This window comes from Bradyrhizobium sp. URHA0013, assembly GCF_000518345.1.
In the GTDB taxonomy this organism is placed as follows: domain Bacteria; phylum Pseudomonadota; class Alphaproteobacteria; order Rhizobiales; family Xanthobacteraceae; genus Bradyrhizobium.
Genome location: NZ_JADK01000007.1, coordinates 483711 through 501458, shown reverse-complemented (window position 1 = coordinate 501458; position 17748 = coordinate 483711). Strand labels below are relative to the sequence as shown.

Here is a 17748-nt window from a genome sequence, read left to right as displayed (position 1 = left end):
TCCATTGGCAAACCGGACGTGACGAACCAATTAGTCCATATTCTAAATCACCCCCGCCAACCTTAGCGCCACGCCCGCAACGCAGCTGCCGGCGAGCACCGTGAGCATGCCGAGCTTGAACCGGAAGATCGCGGTTGCCGCCGCGATCGACAGCACGAGCGCGGAGAGATCGACGCTGGTCAGCACCGGCATGTCGAAGGCAAACGGGAAGCTGTGCACCGGCACGGTCTCACGGAACAGCGTGTGCAGCGCGAACCAGATCGAGAGGTTGAGGATCACGCCGACGACGGCAGCCGTGATCGCACTGAGCGCACCGCCGAGACCCTTGTTGCCGCGCAGCCGTTCGACGTAGGGGGCACCGACGAAAATCCAGAGGAAGCAGGGCGTGAAGGTGACCCAGGTCGCGAGCAGCCCGCCGAGCGTGGCCGCGAGCATCGGCGACAGCCCGCTGGCGTCGCGGTAGGCGGCCATGAAGCCCACGAACTGGAGCACCATGATCAAAGGGCCGGGCGTGGTCTCGGCCATACCGAGACCGTCGAGCATCTCGTGCGGCTTGAGCCAGTGATAGTGCTCGACCGCCTGCTGGGCGACATAGGCCAGCACCGCATAGGCGCCGCCGAAGGTGACCATCGCCATTTTCGAGAAGAACAGCGCGATGTGAGTGAAGACATTGTCTTGTCCAACAGCGAGCAACAGCGCGATCACCGGCACCAGCCACAGCGCAAGCCACAACACGCCCACGCGAATCGTGCGGACGGTGTTGGGGCGGACATGCTCGGGCACGGCGTCGCCGAGCATGCTGTCGATCACGGCGCTGCTGCCGGCAGGGCCGTGACCGGCCGGCGCGAATTCCGGACGGCCCTGTTTGGCGCCGATATATCCGATGATTCCGGCGGCGATGATGATGACCGGGAAGGGGATCGCGAAGAAGAAAATCGCGACGAAGGCGATCGCGGCAAGCGCGATCATGATGCGGTTCTTCAATGCCCGCTTGCCGACGCGCACCACGGCCTCGACGACGATGGCGAGCACGGCGGCCTTCAGGCCGAAGAACAGAGCCTCGACGAAGCTGACATTGCCGTAGGCGGCGTAGACGTAACTCAGGCCCATGATGGCAATGATGCCGGGCAGAATGAACAGCCCGCCCGCCATCAGCCCGCCGGCGGTGCGATGCATCAGCCAGCCGACATAGGTCGCAAGCTGCTGCGCCTCCGGGCCCGGCAGCAGCATGCAGTAGTTCAGGGCGTGGAGGAAACGGGCTTCCGAGATCCAGTTCTTCTCCTCGACCAGGATGCGGTGCATGACCGCGATCTGGCCCGCGGGCCCGCCAAAACTCAGGCAGGCGACGCGGAGCCAGACGCGAAAGGCTTCGCTGAAGCTGACGCCGTGACCGGCATCAGCTCCTGCTTCGATCGTACGGGTATCCATCAAGCCTTCGCCTTGTTGGTCGGCCAGTTGTGGGTCTCGGACGTGGCGTCACGGCACCAGCGATAGAAGGCGTCGTAGAGCAGCATGCCGGCCTCGAGCTGTTCGAGGTCGTCATCATACATCCGCGACAGCCCGAGCGAAGCTGCGAGCAGGCCGGGGGCCTCCGGCGCGAGGTCGGGCCGCCCGGTGTCGGCGCCGCGCACCAGCGTTGCGAGCCGAAGCAGCGCCGGCGCGGCAATCCCAAACTCCTCGATCATCACGTCGAAGGTGCAGAGCTCACCACGGTGGCTCCAGAACACGTTCTCGATGTCGAACGGGGCTGCGTTGAAGCGTTGCCCGACGGCCACCACTTCCGAAGGCGCCACGAACAGGAACACCGCATTGGGATCGACGAAGCGTCGGATCAGCCAGGGGCAGGCAATGCGGTCGACCTTGGGCCGCGCCCGCGTCACCCAGACGGTGCGTCCCTTGGCGTCGCGCGGCGGCAGCTTGCGGGTATCGAGCAGCGGCAGCTTTGCGTCCTTCCAGCCCTCGAATCCGCCTTCCAGCGTCTCGGCCTGGACCCCAAGCTGCCTGAGCCAGGCCGCCGTGCCCTGCGCCAGCTTTGCGCCGCGCAGGCAGGAGACGATGGCGGTGCGGCCGGCGAATTCGGCACCCCATTCCGGAACATTGTCGTGGCTGAGCTTGATCGAACCTGGGATCAGCCGCCGGTCGGCGGCAAAATCCTCGTCGGTGCGCACGTCGATCAGGGCAGGGGCGTTTGCCGTGCCGATCAACCGTGCCAGTTTGTCAGATGATATCGTCGTGTAGGAAGACATGATGCGCCCTCGTGAAAAACAACGGGACGCGATACTTGGGCATGTCGCCTCGTGGGGAGATCGCTCAAATCCCCATGACCTTCATTACACCGAAACGGCACCTACCTGTCAATCGGCTCATTCCGGGGATTTTGCCCAGAAGACTCGCAGGTCTATATTAGGGGTTAACGGCCCGGGCCTTTCGGAGACTTCGCGATGCATTCCCATTCCATCGAACAATGGACCCATGACCACGCCTTTCTGGGCGACAAGCACGACGAGAACGAGCGGCGTACCTGGCTCGTCGTCATCCTGACGCTGGTCATGATGGTCGGCGAGATCGTCGCGGGCACGCTGTTCGGCTCGATGGCGCTGCTCGCCGACGGCTGGCACATGGGAACGCATGCGGCGGCGCTGGGGATTGCCGCGTTCGCGTATCGCTTTGCGCGACGACATCTGGGGAGCTCGCATTTCAGCTTCGGGACCGGCAAGTTCGGCGATCTTGCCGCCTTCGCCAGCGCGATCATCCTCGGCCTGATCGCGGTCGAGATCGCCTATGAGAGCGTGCTGCGGCTGATCAATCCGGTGCCGATCGTCTATGGCGAGGCCATCGTAGTCGCTGCCCTCGGCCTGTGCGTCAATCTCGCCAGTGCCTGGCTGCTCCGCGATAACCATGGTCATCACCATCACGGCCATGCGCATGATGATCACGACGATCATGACCATGATCACCACCACCATCATCACGACAACAATCTCCGCGCGGCCTATGTCCACGTCATGGCGGACGCGGCGACCTCGGTGCTGGCGATCGCCGCGCTCGTGGTCGCCATGTATTCGGGATGGGCCTGGGCCGATCCGGCGGTCGGCCTGATCGGCAGTGCCGTGATCGCAAGCTGGGCGTTCGGTCTGATCAAGACATCAGGCGCGGTGCTGCTCGACGTCCGCGCCGACGAGAAGCTGGAGCGCGTGATCCGGGCGCGCATGGAGATCGGCGACGACCGCGTCACCGATCTGCATCTGTGGCAGGTCGGCCCCGGCCATTGCGCTGTGCTGGTCTCGGTGGTGTCGGACCAACCGAAGCAGCCGGCCGTCTACAAGAGGCGGCTCGCCGGGTTGAGGGGGTTGAGCCACGTCACGGTCGAGGTCGAGACCTGCCCGCATTGAGGCGGGAATTCTGCGAACGGGCCGGGGTTGACCCTCGGTCACAGCCGACAATGGCTGCAAGGGAGGAACGAATGACGCCAAGGATCACGCTCGCTCTCGCCGTCGCCGCGCTTGCTCTGTGCGGCCATGCGGCGCTGGCGCAATCGGAAAAGACCGGTGTCGAAAAGCTCTACGTGCTCAATTGCGGGGAGGGCACCGCCGGCGACATCTCGCGCTGGACGCCCGGCCTCAACGAGGGCAAGACGATGGACTTCGTCGACAGCTGCTATCTCGTCAAGCACGCCAAGGGCTGGTTCCTGTGGGACACCGGCATCGCCGACGCAGTCGCCGCGATGCCGAACGGCCTTACGCCCGCCGATCCCAAGGCCGTGACCTGGCGCCGGCCGAAGACGCTTGCCGCCCAGCTCGAACAGCTCGGCCTCAAGCCCGGTGACGTCAAGATGATGGCCGTCTCGCACACCCATCCCGACCACACCGGCAATGTCGAGCTATTCCCGCAGGCCACGCTCTACGTGCAGAAGGCCGAGTATGACTGGCCCGGCGCCAACAACGAGCCGCGATTCAAGCCCTCGCACCCGGTCGAGCTGCTTGCGGGCGACAAGGATGTGTTCGGCGACGGCAGCGTGACCATCCTGTCGACGCCCGGCCATACGCCGGGACATCAATCGCTGCTGGTGAAGCTGCCGAAGACCGGCGCCGTCGTACTGTCGGGCGACGCCGTGCATTTCAAGGACAATTGGGACAACCGCCGCGTGCCCAGCATGAACGCCAACAAGGACCAGAGCGCGGCCTCGATGCAGAAGATCGCCGACACGCTCAGTAAGGAGAAGGCGCAGCTCTGGATCAACCACGACAAGGTCCAGCGCGACAGCCAGAAGATGGCGCCTGAGTTTTACGACTAGCTTCCCGCGACGCCCCTGTTGCCACTACGGTGGCAGCAGGGGCGTGCTAGCGCCCTCAACAAGCTCCGCAACGGGAGACGATTGTGGGTGAGTGGGCCGGGGTTGCGATCGCGCTGGCGTCGAGCAGCCTTGGCGGCACTGCCGCGGCGATCACCCGCTATCTGGTCGGCGGCGCCGATCCGATCCTGCTCGCGATCCTGCGCTGGGGGATCGGCTTTCTCTGCCTCCTGCCGTGCGCGGTTCTGTTCGGCGTGCGCTGGCCGCAGCGGTCCGACTGGCCGGCCGTGGCGCTGCTCGGCATCTGCTTTTTCGGCCTGTTCTTCATCCTCTACAACATCGCGGTCTCCTACACGACCGCCGCGCGCGCCAGTCTCGCGCTTGCGACGCTGCCGCTCCACACCATGGTGGTCGGCGCCATGCTCGGCGTCGAGCGGCTGACGGCGCGCAAGATCATTGGTGTCGGCATCGCCGTGCTCGGCGTGGCGGCGGCGCTGGCGGCGGGCTTGGCGCAAAGCCCGCCGGGCGCCTGGCGCGGCGAGCTGATCATGAGCGGTGCCGTGTTCTGCATGGCGTTCTACAACGTGCTGTCGCGGCCGCTGATGCAGCGCTCCAGCCCGCTCGGTTTTCTCACGGTCGGCATGGGCGCGGGCGCCGCCGTGCTGGTGCTCGCGGGTTTCGTGAAGGGCAGCTTTGCAGCGCTTGATCATTTCACGATGGGGCAGTGGATTGCCGGCGTCTATCTCGGCATCGGCGGCGGTGCGCTCGCCTTCATCCTCTGGGTCATGGCGCTGGCGCGGGCAACGCCGACCCGGGTCGCCAATACGATGACGGTCAACCCGATCGCCGCCACCTTGCTGGCCGCGCTGCTGATCGGCGAGCCGATCACGCCCAACCTCCTGATCGGGCTGGTCGCCGTGTTCGCCGGCATCTGGATCGCGACCGGCGAAACGAAGCCGGCCTAGTTGCGCGGTGCGGTCACGGCGGGCGGGCTCGCTTCCGGCGCCTTCTTCGGCTTCAGCGAGCCGGCGTAGAAGGAGATCAGCCAGACCAGGATGATGGCGAGGAGATAGACACCCCAGGCCTGTGGCGGCGTGGTCGCCCAGCGCAGGAGGCCTTTGAATGTGCGGGGCGGGCGCGTGTCTTCGGTCATGCTTCGCTTGTGCGCGAAAGCTCCGGCCCGGTCAATCCGGCCGTGGTTGCGCGCGGATCATGAACAGCGCGGCCAGCGCCGAGAGGCTGAGCGCGGATGAGACGATCAGCACCTTGGCGCCCATGACGTCGATGAGCAGGCCAAAGGCCAGCGGCGCCACGGCTTGCGCCATCCGTGCCGGCGCGCCGATGATGCCGAGGCGATAGCCGAAATCCTTGGGGCCGAAGATCGACAGCGGCAGCGTGCCGCGCGCGATGGTCAGGATGCCGTTGCCGGAGCCGTGGAACAGCGCAAACGCACTGGCCGCGGCGCCGCCGAAGATCGCAACGACCACGGCGCCGATCGGGTGGGTGAGGCAGGCGAGCCGCGTCGACCACAGCGGATGAAAGCGGCTGAGGAAGCCTGCCTCCAGAACCCGCGCGGCGACTTGTGCGGGGCCGATCAGCGCACCGGCCGCGATCGCCTCGACCGGCGTCGCGCCTGTGGTCTCCAGGATGCGCGGGAAATGCGCGGCCATCGCGCCGGTGACGGTCCAGACTGCCGCAAAGATGAAGGCGAGCAGCACCATGGTGCGGTCGACCGGCAGATGCGGCTTCACCGCTGTCGCCGCAGCCTGCCTGGCGCCCTTGATCGTCGGCAGCAAGAAGAAGTTGAGCGGCAGGCCGATCAGGATATTGGCCGCGGCCCAGGCAAAGCAGGTGTCGCGCCAGCCGATATGGGCGAGGCCCCAGGCGGTGAGCGGCCAGCCGACGGTTGATGCAAAGCCCGCCATCAGCGTGATGCCGGTGATCGGCTTGCGGGCCTCGGTGCCGTAGATGCGGCCGAGCGCGGCGAAGGCGGCGTCGTAAAGCCCCATCGCCATGCCGACGCCGAGCACGAGCCAGGCGATTGCCATCACCGCCACCGATTGCGAGAGGCCGAGCAGAACGAGGCCGGCGGCGATCGTCAGGTTCGACACCGAGAGGACCTGCCGGCCGCCGACCAGATCGATCTGTCGCCCGATGCGCGGCCCGAGCAGCGCCGAAATCACCAGCGAGGCCGAGAACGCGCCAAACACCCAGTTGGAGGAGATGCCGAGATCGCGCGCCATGGGATCGGCGAGCAGCGCCGGCAGATAGTAGCTCGAGGCCCAGGCCAGGGTCTGCGTGGTACCGAGCGCCAGGATGATCGGAAGCTGGCGCTGGCTCATATCCCCGAATTTCTGATCGGCGGTGTCATCATTCGCATTTGCGGCCCGAGGCGGGAGCGCGTCAACAGCGTCCGCGACATATGCGACCTGCCGCGGGCGGGAGCCTGGCCGTGAGCAGGAGCCTTGGCGACGCAAGGTCCGCGCGCCGCCTTTCGCTCGTCACGAATGCACGGCATAATGGCGCATGCAATTGACCTCGCGCGTTGCGCTGATGAACTGGTTGGCCGGCCAGGGGCTCACCGGCCTGCCCGAACCCGAACTGCTGCGCGGCTTCTGCGAGCGCTGCCGCGCCGAGGGGCTGGAACTCTCGCGTGGGCTTGTCGTCATCGATACGCTGCACCCTATCTACGAGGGGCGCGCCTTCCGCTGGAGCGATACGCCGACCAACGAGAGCGACGTCGTCGAATACGGCTCGACGGCCGAGGGCGACGCGGCCAACAATTGGCGCCGGTCGGTGTTCTATCATTTGCTCGAGCATGGTCACGACGAAATGGTTATCGATCTCGCCGACGCGCCCACGCTCGATTTCTCGCAAATCGGCGAGCTCGCCGAAACGGGTCACCGCCATTTCCTGGCCTTTGTGCACCGCTTCGGGGAGACTGGAGCGCTCGGGCAGATGGACTGCCTCTACTCCTCCTGGACAACGCGACGCGACAGCGGCTTCGCCGAAGGCGAGCTCGCGGCGCTGCGCGATCTCGTGCCGGTGCTGGGGCTCGCGATCAAGTCGGCGCAGCAGGTCGACATCGCGCGCACGCTCGGCCGCGTCTATCTCGGACGCGATGCGTCAGAGCAGGTCTTGAGCGGACGTATCTCGCGCGGCGTCACCGAGCGCATCAACGCCGTGCTGTGGTATTCGGATCTGCGCGGCTCGACCGGAATCAGCGAGAGCATTGGCCCCGACGAGATCATCCCGTTCCTTAACGATTATGCGCAGGCCGTGATCGACGCGATCCACGATGCCGGTGGCGACGTCTTGAAGCTGATCGGCGACGGCGTGCTCGCGATGTTCACCGGCGAGGACATGGCGCATGCCCGGCGCGCGGCGCTGCGCGCCGAGCATTTATTCCGCAAGAACGTCGCTGCGCTGAACCTGAGGCGGGGGGCCGAGGGCCGTCCCACCACGTCCGCCTATATCGGCCTGCATGTCGGCGAGGTCTTCTACGGCAATATCGGCAGCGAGGACCGGCTCGACTTCACCGTGGTCGGTCCAACCGTGAACGAGGTCAGTCGCATCGCCTCGATGAGCCGTTCGGTCGATCGCGAGCTGCTGGCCTCGGCGGAATTCTACAAGGGCCTCGACGCCACCGGCCGCCGCTACCTCGTCTCCACCGGCCGCTATGCGCTGCGTGGCATTGGCCGCGCGCAGGATCTCTACACGCTCGATCCGGAGGTGGACGCGAGCGAGCCGGTGACGGGGAGCTACGAGCGGTATCTGGCGGGCTAGGCTGGCTGCTTCAACATACTCCGTCATTGCGAGGAGCTCTTGCAACGAAGCAATCCAGACTGTCTCCGCGGACGGATTCTGGATTGCTTCGCTTCGCTCGCAATGACGGTGCAGCTAACACCGCGCCGCCACCTCATCGGCCACCATGTCCGGCTGCCGGTCCAGCGCCACGGCGGGCGAGAGCCAGATCACCAGCGCCTGCACGCCGAATACGGCGGCGGCGAGATAGAGGCACGCTTCCGCGCTCCAGAGGCCGCCGACGACCGCACCCAGCGCCGAGCCGACCGGGCGGGCGCCGTAGCTCATGATGTTGATGGCGGAGACGCGGCCGAGCAGGCGCGGCGGCGTTACCGATTGACGCAACGTCGTGGTCGAGATCACCCACAGGATCGGCCCGACGCCGAGCAGGAAGAAGCTCAAGGCCGCAAGCCAGGGCGAGGGGACCAGCACCGTCAGCGCCATCACCACCGCCGCGACGAAGCCGGTGACGGGGCCGAGGCCGACGACCGTGCCGAACGCGATGCGCTTCATCACGCGCGTGGCGAACAGCGCGCCGATCACCATGCCGACACCGTACATCGTCAGCACGGTGCCGATGCCGGCAGCGGTCAGGCCGAGGTGACGTACGGCGTAGGGCACGAACACCGCGATCTGCAGAAACCATCCGGTGTTGAAGATGAACTGGGTGATGAACACCGGCCGGAGCAGCGGATGATGAAACACGAAGGCCGCGCCCTCGCGGATGTCCTGGAACGGATGCCGTCGTGGGGCCGGCGTGCGGTCGGGCTCGTAGATGCCGGAGAGCAGCACGACGGCGATCGCGGACAGCGCGGCCGCAAAGCCGAAGGCCGGGCTCGCGCCCCACCACCCGACCAGCACGCCGCCGAGCGCAGGGCCGCTGGCGAAGGCGATGGTGCGTGCGAGCTCGATCCGCGCATTGGCTGCCGGCAACAGGTCCGAACTCACCAGGGAGGGCACCAGCGCCGGCGCGGCCACGCTGTAGACGACGGTGCCGCACACGGCGGCAAAGCCGAGCAGCGCCAGCAGCGGCAGATTGAGCGCGCCGAGCGCGAGCAGCAGCACGATCGCTGCAAGGGCCGCGGCCCGCAGCGCCTCGGCGCCCGCCATCAGCGAACGGCGGGAGATGCGGTCGGCCAGCAGGCCGGCCGGTATCGCGAACAGGACGAAGGGCAGGGTCAGCGCGGTCTGGAGCAGGCCCGTCTGGCCCTCGGCGACGCCGAGCGTCAGCACCGCGACGATGGGGGCCGCGGCCAGCGCGATCTGTTCGGCCGACTGTGCCGCCAGGTTCGACCAGGCGAGGCGGTTGAATGTCTCGGGGAGGCGCGGGGGAATTGACATGGCTCATTTCCTGCAAAGTCGGGTTGGCGCCAGTATCCGCCTCGGATAACGGCCAAACCCACCCGCTTCCCGACAGGGGCGACACATAGCGACCGCCCAGAGACCGATGCCGCTAGATGCAGTTGCAAATGAGTTGCAATAAGGCTCGACTTCGGTATTCTCGCTCCATGGATGCTCGCTCTCCCGATCTGACCCGAGACGCCGCCGGCTGGCGCAATGATGCGCCTGCGACCAAGAGCCTTGCCGAGGTGAATGCCTCGGTCGCCCTTCCCATCGCGGGGGTGTGGTGGCGGCGCCTGCTCGCCTTCGTCGGCCCGGGCTATCTGGTCTCGGTCGGCTACATGGACCCCGGCAATTGGGCGACCGACCTCGCCGGCGGGTCCAAGTTCGGCTACACGCTGCTCTCGGTCATCCTGCTCTCGAATTTGATGGCGATCCTGCTGCAATCACTGGCGGCACGGCTCGGCATCGTCACCGACCGCGACCTGGCGCAGGCCTGCCGCGGGACCTATTCGCCGGCCGTGAACTTTCTGCTCTGGCTTGCCTGCGAGGCGGCGATCATCGCCTGCGATCTCGCCGAGGTCATCGGCACCGCGATCGCGCTCAAGCTGCTGTTCGGCATTCCCCTGATTGGCGGCGCGCTGATCGCCGCGCTGGATGCCTTTTTGCTGCTCATCTTGATGAATCGTGGCTTCCGTTTCCTCGAAGCCTTCGTCATCGCGCTGCTCGTCGTGATCGCAGTCTGTTTCACCGTCCAGCTTGCCGCGGCAGCACCGCCGGTGACCGAGATGCTGAGGGGATTTGTGCCGAAGACCGAGATCTTCACCAACCCCGAGATGCTCTACATCGCGATCGGCATCATCGGTGCGACCGTCATGCCGCATAATCTCTATCTGCACTCCTCGATCGTGCAGACGCGCGCCTATGAGCGCAACGACGAAGGCCGGCGCGAGGCGATCAAATGGGCGACGACGGATTCGACCATCGCCCTGATGCTGGCGCTGTTCATCAACGCCGCGATCCTGGTCGTGGCTGCCGCAACCTTCCACAAGAGCGGCCATTCTGACGTTGCCGAGATCGGCCAGGCCTTCGAGCTGCTGTCTCCGCTGCTCGGGCTCGGCATCGCCTCGACACTGTTCGCAGTGGCGCTGCTTGCCTCGGGCCTGAATTCAACGGTGACGGCGACGCTTGCCGGCCAGATCGTGATGGAAGGCTTTCTCGATTTGCGCCTGCCGAGCTGGGCGCGCCGGTTGCTGACGCGCGGCATCGCGATCATTCCCGTGATCGTCGTCACCGCGATCTATGGCGAACGCGGCACGGCTGATCTGCTGGTATTCAGCCAGGTCGTGTTGTCGATGCAGCTGCCTTTCGCCGTGATCCCGCTGGTGCGGTTCGTCTCGGACCGCCGCAAGATGGGCAAGTTCGTAATCCCGGCGTGGGTCGCGGCGATCGCTTGGATCGTTGCCGGCATCATCGTGGTTTTGAACCTGAAGCTGCTCGCGGATACGCTGTTCGGGTGAGGGCGCCACCTCGATTGCTGTCATCGCCCGGTTTAGCCTGGCGGTCCAGTATTTCAGAGACCGGTTGTGATTGACCCGAAGCGCCGTGGCGTACTGGATGCCCCGACTGCGCCTGGCATGACGGAGAGCTAATCCTGCGGCTCGGACGTCGCATCGCCTTGCGCGTCGATGCGCAGCCAGCCTGACGGCGCGAGGCGCTGCTGCGGCAGGAAGCGGGCCTTGTAGTCCATCTTCTTGGAGCCTTCGATCCAGTAGCCGAGATAGACGTAAGGCAATCCCTGCCGGCGGGCGCGGGCGATGTGGTCGAGGATCATGAAGGTGCCCATCGAGCGGCTGACCTCGCCCGGCTCGAAGAACGAATAGACCATCGACAGGCCGTCGCTGAGCACGTCGGTCAGCGCGACCGCGATCAGATCCTCGCCGCGGCCGGTGATGCCGCTGTCGGGACCACGCTTACGGTACTCGATGATGCGGGTCTCGACGTGGCTGTCCTCGACCATCATGGCGTAGTCGAGCACGGTCATGTCGGCCATGCCGCCATGGCGGTGACGGGAATCGAGATAGGCGCGGAACACCGAATATTGCTCGGAGGTCGGCACCGCGCTGCGCTGCTCGCCGATGATGTCGGCGTTGCGCGCGATCACTTTGCGGAAGTTGCGGGAGGGGCGGAACTCGTTGGCGATCACTCGGACCGAGACGCAGGCGCGACACTGGTCGCAGGCGGGACGGTAGGCGATCGACTGGCTGCGGCGGAAGCCGCCGTGGGTCAGGAGGTCGTTGAGGTCACCGGCGCGCTCACCTACGAGGTGCGTAAACACCTTGCGCTCGTGCCGGCCCGGCAGATAGGGGCAGGGGGAGGGCGCCGTGAGGTAAAATTGTGGGGTGTCGCGCGAGTGCTGGGTCAAGGGACGTCGTGGGCCTCCAAAATGTGCATCAGCATCGCGCTACGAAAGCCCCCGGTCAATCGGTCTACTCGGCAGGTCAGATCGGACAGCATAGCGGGTCCAGGTTGATAGGTTCTTGATCCAGGTTGGTTGATCAGTAGGTCCTTGATCGAAAGGTCGCTGATCAGTAGGTCCTGGCGCCTTGAGGCACCGGCGCACGAACGGAATTGTTGATCACGACCGTTCCCAACACGAAATCCTGCAGCAAGCGCCTGCGGCCGTTGAAGAGGCCGACCAGGACGACGAAAGGCGACAGGAACGAGACGGTCACCCAGAACAGCACGGCGTGGGTGGCCCCGAGCACGAAATAGCCGGGCGCGCCGTACCAGGTGCGCAATTCAAGATCCATCACGCGCATGCCGATGGTCGCGGACGACGGACCGCCGATGCAGGCGCCGTAATAGACGATGGCCCAGATCACGGAGGCCGGCCAGGCCAGCCAGAACAGCGCCCAGCCGATGCCGAGCGTGACCACGCCGAACACCGCGATGAAGAGGTAGCCGAGGATCACCGGCACCGAGATCACGACCATGTCGATCAAGAAGGCGAACACCCGCCGCGTCGCAACGCCGCGGAACAGTTCCGGGTGCAGATAGGGATCGTAGGCGTGCGGCTGCGCCCCACCGTCATTGCGCCAGGCATTGCCCGAGTCCGAATACGACATGACCATTCTCCCGAGGGAAACTCCCGTGGCAGGACTCCCGTGGCAGGACATGGGAACAGGCCGTCCGCGTGCCAAGGGCGCCGGGATTAACAAGCCGAAATATTCCGGCGATTCGGGGGCGGCGGAGGTGGTGGTGGCACACCCTCGGTGTCGTCCTGGCGAAAGCCAGGACCCATTACCCCAAGGAGAAGTTTCGCGAAGATTGCTCGTCGGTACTGCGACCGATCGGAATCGAGAGATCACGCGGTATGGGTCCTGGCTTTCGCCAGGACGACGATGAAGAGACACATGTGCCGGCCTTCGCCGGGACGACCTTGGGGTCTACCCCTGAGCGCGCAGCTTCTCCGCCGCCTTCGGTGCGAAATAACTCAGCACACCGTCGGCGCCGGCGCGCTTGAAGGCGAGCAGGCTCTCCATCATGGCGCGGTCGCCGTCGAGCCAGCCGTTGTTGGCGGCGGCCGCGATCATCGCGTATTCGCCGGACACTTGGTAGGCGAAGGTCGGCATTGCGAACGTGTCCTTCACGCGGCGGACGACGTCGAGATAGGGCATGCCGGGCTTGACCATCACCATGTCGGCGCCCTCGGCGATGTCGAGCTCGACCTCGCGCAACGCCTCGTCGGTGTTGGCGCTGTCCATCTGGTAGGTGCGCTTGTCTCCGGTGAGCGTCTTGGCCGAGCCGATCGCGTCGCGGAACGGGCCGTAGAAGGCGGAGGCGTATTTTGCGGCATAGGCCATGATCTGCACGTCAAGCAGGCCGGTGCGATCCAGACCCTCGCGGATCGCGGCGACGCGGCCGTCCATCATGTCGGAGGGCGCGATGATGTCGCAGCCGGCTTCGGCCTGCACCAGGGCCTGACGCACCAGCACGGCGACTGTCTCGTCGTTCAGGATCTTGCCGTCGGAGATCAGGCCGTCATGGCCGTGACTGGTGAAGGGATCGAGCGCGACGTCGCAGAGAATGCCAATCTCCGGAAACTCCTTCTTGATCGCGCGCACCGCCTGGCAGACCAGATTGTTCGGGTTGGTGGCTTCCGAGCCGTCCTCGTCGCGCAGGGATGGGTCGGTGTAGGGAAACAGCGCGAGGCACGGGATCGTGAGCTTCATCGCCCGCTCGGCGTCGCGCACGGCCTGGTCGACGCTGAGACGCTCGACGCCCGGCATTGAGGCGATCTGCTCGCGCTTGTTGTTGCCGTCGATCAGAAACAGCGGCCAGATCAGATCGTCCGTCGTGAGCACGTTCTCGCGCACCATGCGCCGGGCCCATTCGGCCTTGCGGTTGCGGCGCGGGCGGACGGTCAGATCGAGGACGGGGAAGGCCCCAGTGCCATCCCGGCGCGAGACCTCGCGCAATTCGATCGGACGCCCGTATTTGATCGCCATCACTCTTCCTCCGGCTGGAATTATTCTTATACCAGCTCGCATGGTTCCCGTCACCGCGGCTTGACCTGTCGCAAAAGATGGCAGCCGATTGATTTTGCGGGGCAAAGCAGCCAGAAGGGGGCATGTCCGAGATCTCCACCCGCGATGCGGCCCGCGACAGTGCCAGGGACGCCGTCCGAGACAATGCCAGAGACAGCGCAATGTCGGTGGCGGCGATCTCGTCGGAGCGAGCTGAGTCCGACGACAATGTCTGGACGCGCCGGCTCGTGCTGTTCCTGCGGGTGATGGCGCTGCTCTCGATCCTCAAGGGTCTCTACCATTGGGCGCAGGTGACGGGCTTCGTCGGCGGTGAGGACGAGGCGTTCGAGAACCAGTCGATGGCCTGGCAGGCCTCGACCATCTACTTTGCCGTGATCGAACTCGTTGCTGCGGTCGGGCTGTGGCTGGCGACGCCCTGGGGCGCCGTGGTGTGGCTGACGACCGTGGTGTCGATGGCGGTGATCGAACTGATGTTCCCGGGCATCTACGGCGGCAGCCTGATTGTGGTCGGGGTCGAAGCCTTCATGCTGGCGGCCTATCTCGCACTCGCCTGGATGGCCGCACGCGAACGGCCGCCATAGCAAACTCTCCTGTCCCGGCTCTGCGCTCCGCTTCGCTGTGCTGGTCCGGGACAGGAGATTGTCGCGCTTGGTTGACGGAGGGTTGCGTAAAATTCGACGTAAGTTTTCGCTAACCAGCGTGTTCCGCCACAGCTCTTACGCGGCCGTTTCGAAACGGGGCGGGGCTGTTCTGGAATGCGACAATCGGGGCGGACGGAGGGTGAACAGGACCTTGCGAGAGTCAACAGAGAGTTGCGAAAAGTGCTTGTGGCACAGGCTTAATCCGCAATTCACTGTCTTAAATTCATGATCTCTTTATTCTCTTATTTAAGCCGATCTTCAAACGAGCCCCTTAAGTTGCACCTATCAGACGGGACACAAGTTTCGTCGAATGAGTGTCGATAAAAACGACAACAGGGGAAGTGTCATGATGAAAGCCGTCGCAACTGCGGCAGATACCGCAGAGCGCGTCTCCGGCCAGCAGGGTTCGGTGCAGACGCTCTATCTGGAAGCTTTGACTCTGGTGGAGCGGCTGCATCGCCGGTTGCTCGACGTGATCAAGGACGAGTTCGATCGCCGCGGCCGTGCGGACATCAACTCGGTGCAGGCGCTCTTGCTCTATAACATCGGCGACAAGGAGCTGACCGCCGGCGAACTGCGCACGCGCGGTTATTACCTCGGCTCCAACGTCTCCTACAATCTGAAGAAACTCGTCGAGCTCGGCTTCCTCGATCATCAGCGCTCGCGCGTCGATCGCCGCTCGGTGCGCATCCGCCTGACGCCGCAGGGCCAGGAAGTCCGCCGCATCGTCGACTCGCTCTACCAGAAGCACGTCAAGACGGTGGAGCAGGTCGGTGGCATCTCGGGCGAGGAGTTCTCGACCCTCAACAAGTCGCTGCACCGCCTCGAACGGTTCTGGACCGACCAGATCCTGTATCGTCTCTGAGTTCTTTTCGACGGGACAAGGCCAAGCCGGCCCACAACAAGACCGGCAAGCCTCCCAACGTGCCTGAGCTTCCCCAAGCGCGCCGGCCCGGCTGTGTCCGGACCGGTGCGTTTTTCCATTTCGCGGTTGCGAAAAAAATCCCCGATTCCATGGAACGAGTTCCCGGTTCGGCACTTATCTCCTCCGGATCGGAGGCTGACGATGCTGGTCGAGCGTGGCGTGGGGGTGATGAACGTGGAACTCGTGAGCGAGGCCTATGCCATCGCCGCGAACTATCTTCGCCGCTCCGGCGCGATCCGCGACACCCTCGTCACCGACGAAAGCCTGCTCGAGATCGTCATCAAGCTGCTCCAGCACGGCGAATTCAACAAGATCAGGCTGGCCAACAAGGCCATCGTCAGCTTCGAGGCGCAGTCCGAGGCCAAAGCGGTTGCCTGATCTCAACCCCCAAACGCGGCAAGAACCAGAGGGTGCCATGGAAGCTGCCATCGACCGGATCATGCATACCTACGATTTGCTCGCCAACCGCACGTCTGCGGCGAGCGCGGAGGCGCGGGAAAAGGTCACCAACTATCTCAATACGTTGATGGAAGCCGGCGAGAAGGACACCCACAGGTTGACGGTTTGCGGCCTCACCTATCTGCGGCAGCTCGACGGCAGCGTGGATCCCGTGAAGGCGGGGTATACCGGGCTGTAGGGGCTGGCTCGCACCCGCGCGGCCTTTCAAGCCCAAAGCAGCCTTTCAGGACACGGACGACCGGATACCGCCCCGTCGTCCAAATCCTCCAATCCCACCATATCTTGCATAAATCACAGGTCCGACCCGCAACTACTTGGCCTGTTGCGGGCGATGTGGTAGATCGCGCTCGCCGCTTCCGATCGCCACACCAGACCCGCCCGTAGCCCGCCAAAAGGCTGCGGCGGTGGAGATATTCGCAAGATGACCTTCGCCAAAACCGCCTCCGCGCCCGATTCGTTTTTCACCGCCTCGCTCGAGCAGGCTGACCCGGAAATCGCAGCCGCCATCAAGGGCGAGCTCGGCCGCCAGCGTCACGAGGTCGAGCTGATCGCCTCCGAGAACATCGTCAGCCGTGCCGTGCTGGAAGCGCAGGGTTCGGTGATGACCAACAAATATGCGGAAGGCTATCCGGGCGCGCGCTACTACGGCGGTTGTGAGTGGGTCGACGTCGCCGAGAACCTCGCGATCGATCGCGCCAAGAAGCTGTTCGGCGCCAACTTCGCCAACGTGCAGCCGAACTCCGGCAGCCAGATGAACCAGGCGGTGTTTCTGGCGCTGCTTCAGCCCGGTGACACCTTCATGGGCCTCGATCTTGCGGCCGGCGGCCATCTCACCCACGGCTCCCCCGTCAACATGAGCGGCAAGTGGTTCAAGGCCGCGCACTACACCGTGCGCCGCGAGGACCAGATCATCGACATGGACGCCGTCGCCAAGCAGGCCGAGGAGGTCAAGCCGAAGCTGATCGTGGCCGGCGGCTCGGCTTATTCGCGCGCCTGGGACTTCAAGCGCTTCCGCGAGATCGCGGACAGCGTCGGCGCGTATCTCCTGGTCGACATGGCGCACTTCGCCGGTCTCGTCGCCGGCGGCGTGCATGCCTCGCCGGTGCCGCATGCTCACATCACCACCACCACGACCCACAAATCGCTGCGCGGTCCGCGCGGCGGCCTGATGCTGTGGAATGACGAGGCGCTGACCAAGAAATTCAACTCGGCGATCTTCCCGGGCCTGCAGGGCGGCCCCCTGATGCATGTGATCGCGGCGAAGGCAGTCGCATTTGCCGAGGCACTGCGGCCGGACTTCAAGGTCTATGCCAAGAACGTCGTCGAGAACGCCAAGGCGCTGGCCGAGGCGATGAAGGGCCACGGGTTCGATATTGTCTCCGGTGGCACCGATAACCATCTGATGCTGGTTGACCTCCGGCCGAAGGGCCTGAAGGGCAACGCCTCGGAGAAGGCGCTGGTTCGCGCTGCCGTCACCTGCAACAAGAACGGTATTCCTTTCGACCCCGAGTCGCCGTTTGTCACCTCCGGTATTCGGCTGGGCACGCCTGCGGCAACCACCCGCGGCTTCGGAGTCGCTGAATTCCAGCAGGTCGCCGGTATGATCGCCGAGGTCCTCAACGCGATCGCGCAGTCCTCCGACGGCAAGGCGCCGCTGGTGGAAGCCGCGATCAAGGAACGGGTCAAGGCGCTCACCGACCGTTTCCCGATCTATCAGTAAGGTCCAAGAAAACCGGT

General features: G+C 65.1%; 18 protein-coding genes. 10 read left to right on the top strand and 8 right to left on the bottom strand.

Translation table 11 applies throughout. The features are described 5' to 3' along the window. Positions 1-42: 42 nt before the first annotated feature. Entirely contained in the window at positions 43-1428 is a 1386-nt protein-coding gene (chrA, locus tag N551_RS0112590) for a chromate efflux transporter (protein WP_027567277.1), read from the bottom strand. Then, positions 1428-2246 carry a chromate resistance protein ChrB domain-containing protein gene (locus tag N551_RS0112585; protein WP_027567276.1) on the bottom strand — a complete coding sequence of 273 codons (819 nt, stop codon included), beginning with the start codon at positions 2244-2246 and terminating at the stop codon, positions 1428-1430. Before N551_RS0112585 ends, chrA begins: the two co-directional genes overlap by 1 nt. Before the next feature lie 195 nt (positions 2247-2441). Between N551_RS0112585 and dmeF the strand changes: the two genes are divergently transcribed. From dmeF to N551_RS0112570, 3 genes are all read left to right on the top strand, one after another. Beyond that, entirely contained in the window at positions 2442-3392 is a 951-nt protein-coding gene (gene dmeF / locus N551_RS0112580; protein ID WP_027567275.1) for a CDF family Co(II)/Ni(II) efflux transporter DmeF, read from the top strand. Positions 3393-3463: 71 nt separating this feature from the next. Further along, complete coding sequence (locus tag N551_RS0112575; RefSeq protein WP_027567274.1) at positions 3464-4294, top strand: N-acyl homoserine lactonase family protein; 831 nt, start codon at positions 3464-3466, stop codon at positions 4292-4294. 83 nt (positions 4295-4377) lie between these two features. Beyond that, the gene (locus tag N551_RS0112570) at positions 4378-5256 is read left to right on the top strand and encodes a DMT family transporter (protein ID WP_027567273.1); all 879 of its coding nucleotides are present in this window, start codon (positions 4378-4380) and stop codon (positions 5254-5256) included. On the opposite strand, the gene N551_RS0112565 is transcribed toward N551_RS0112570, so the two are convergent. Together N551_RS0112565 and N551_RS0112560 are read right to left on the bottom strand one after the other, a co-directional pair. Next, entirely contained in the window at positions 5253-5444 is a 192-nt protein-coding gene (locus tag N551_RS0112565) for a hypothetical protein (protein WP_027567272.1), read from the bottom strand. The two genes, N551_RS0112570 and N551_RS0112565, sit on opposite strands and share 4 nt — an antisense overlap. A 31-nt stretch (positions 5445-5475) precedes the next feature. Continuing rightward, entirely contained in the window at positions 5476-6633 is a 1158-nt protein-coding gene (locus tag N551_RS0112560; RefSeq protein WP_027567271.1) for an MFS transporter, read from the bottom strand. Between the two features lie 184 nt (positions 6634-6817). Here N551_RS0112560 and N551_RS0112555 point away from each other — a divergent pair, with 184 nt between their 5' ends. Further along, positions 6818-8077, top strand: coding sequence for an adenylate/guanylate cyclase domain-containing protein (locus tag N551_RS0112555; protein ID WP_027567270.1), 1260 nt, complete (start codon positions 6818-6820; stop codon positions 8075-8077). 114 nt (positions 8078-8191) lie between these two features. On the opposite strand, the gene N551_RS0112550 is transcribed toward N551_RS0112555, so the two are convergent. Further along, positions 8192-9436, bottom strand: a complete 1245-nt coding sequence (locus N551_RS0112550) for an MFS transporter (protein WP_027567269.1) — start codon at positions 9434-9436, stop codon at positions 8192-8194. A gap of 167 nt (positions 9437-9603) precedes the next feature. Between N551_RS0112550 and N551_RS0112545 the strand changes: the two genes are divergently transcribed. Beyond that, the gene (locus N551_RS0112545) at positions 9604-10956 is read left to right on the top strand and encodes an Nramp family divalent metal transporter (RefSeq protein ID WP_027567268.1); all 1353 of its coding nucleotides are present in this window, start codon (positions 9604-9606) and stop codon (positions 10954-10956) included. A gap of 128 nt (positions 10957-11084) precedes the next feature. Here N551_RS0112545 and N551_RS0112540 read toward each other — a convergent pair whose 3' ends face one another. From N551_RS0112540 to hemB, 3 genes are all read right to left on the bottom strand, one after another. Then, positions 11085-11861 (bottom strand): arginyltransferase, encoded by a 777-nt coding sequence (locus N551_RS0112540; RefSeq protein WP_027567267.1) that lies wholly within the window; start codon positions 11859-11861, stop codon positions 11085-11087. A 163-nt stretch (positions 11862-12024) separates the two neighbouring features. Then, the gene (locus N551_RS0112535; RefSeq protein WP_007611123.1) at positions 12025-12564 is read right to left on the bottom strand and encodes an RDD family protein; all 540 of its coding nucleotides are present in this window, start codon (positions 12562-12564) and stop codon (positions 12025-12027) included. A gap of 321 nt (positions 12565-12885) precedes the next feature. Further along, positions 12886-13947, bottom strand: a complete 1062-nt coding sequence (hemB, locus tag N551_RS0112530) for a porphobilinogen synthase (RefSeq protein WP_027567266.1) — start codon at positions 13945-13947, stop codon at positions 12886-12888. Between the two features lie 122 nt (positions 13948-14069). On the opposite strand from hemB, the gene N551_RS0112525 reads away from it, so the two are divergent. From N551_RS0112525 to glyA, 5 genes are all read left to right on the top strand, one after another. After that, positions 14070-14567, top strand: coding sequence for a DUF6163 family protein (locus tag N551_RS0112525; protein WP_027518332.1), 498 nt, complete (start codon positions 14070-14072; stop codon positions 14565-14567). 406 nt (positions 14568-14973) lie between these two features. Further along, positions 14974-15492, top strand: a complete 519-nt coding sequence (gene ldtR / locus N551_RS0112520) for a transcriptional regulator LdtR (RefSeq protein WP_007603420.1) — start codon at positions 14974-14976, stop codon at positions 15490-15492. Positions 15493-15693: 201 nt separating this feature from the next. After that, complete coding sequence (locus N551_RS0112515; protein ID WP_027567265.1) at positions 15694-15930, top strand: hypothetical protein; 237 nt, start codon at positions 15694-15696, stop codon at positions 15928-15930. Positions 15931-15967: 37 nt separating this feature from the next. Beyond that, positions 15968-16189, top strand: a complete 222-nt coding sequence (locus N551_RS0112510) for a hypothetical protein (protein ID WP_007603423.1) — start codon at positions 15968-15970, stop codon at positions 16187-16189. A gap of 243 nt (positions 16190-16432) precedes the next feature. After that, a complete protein-coding gene (gene glyA, locus N551_RS0112505) occupies positions 16433-17731 on the top strand; it encodes a serine hydroxymethyltransferase (RefSeq protein ID WP_027567264.1) in 1299 nt (432 codons plus the stop codon). The last annotated feature ends 17 nt before the right edge of the window (positions 17732-17748 follow it).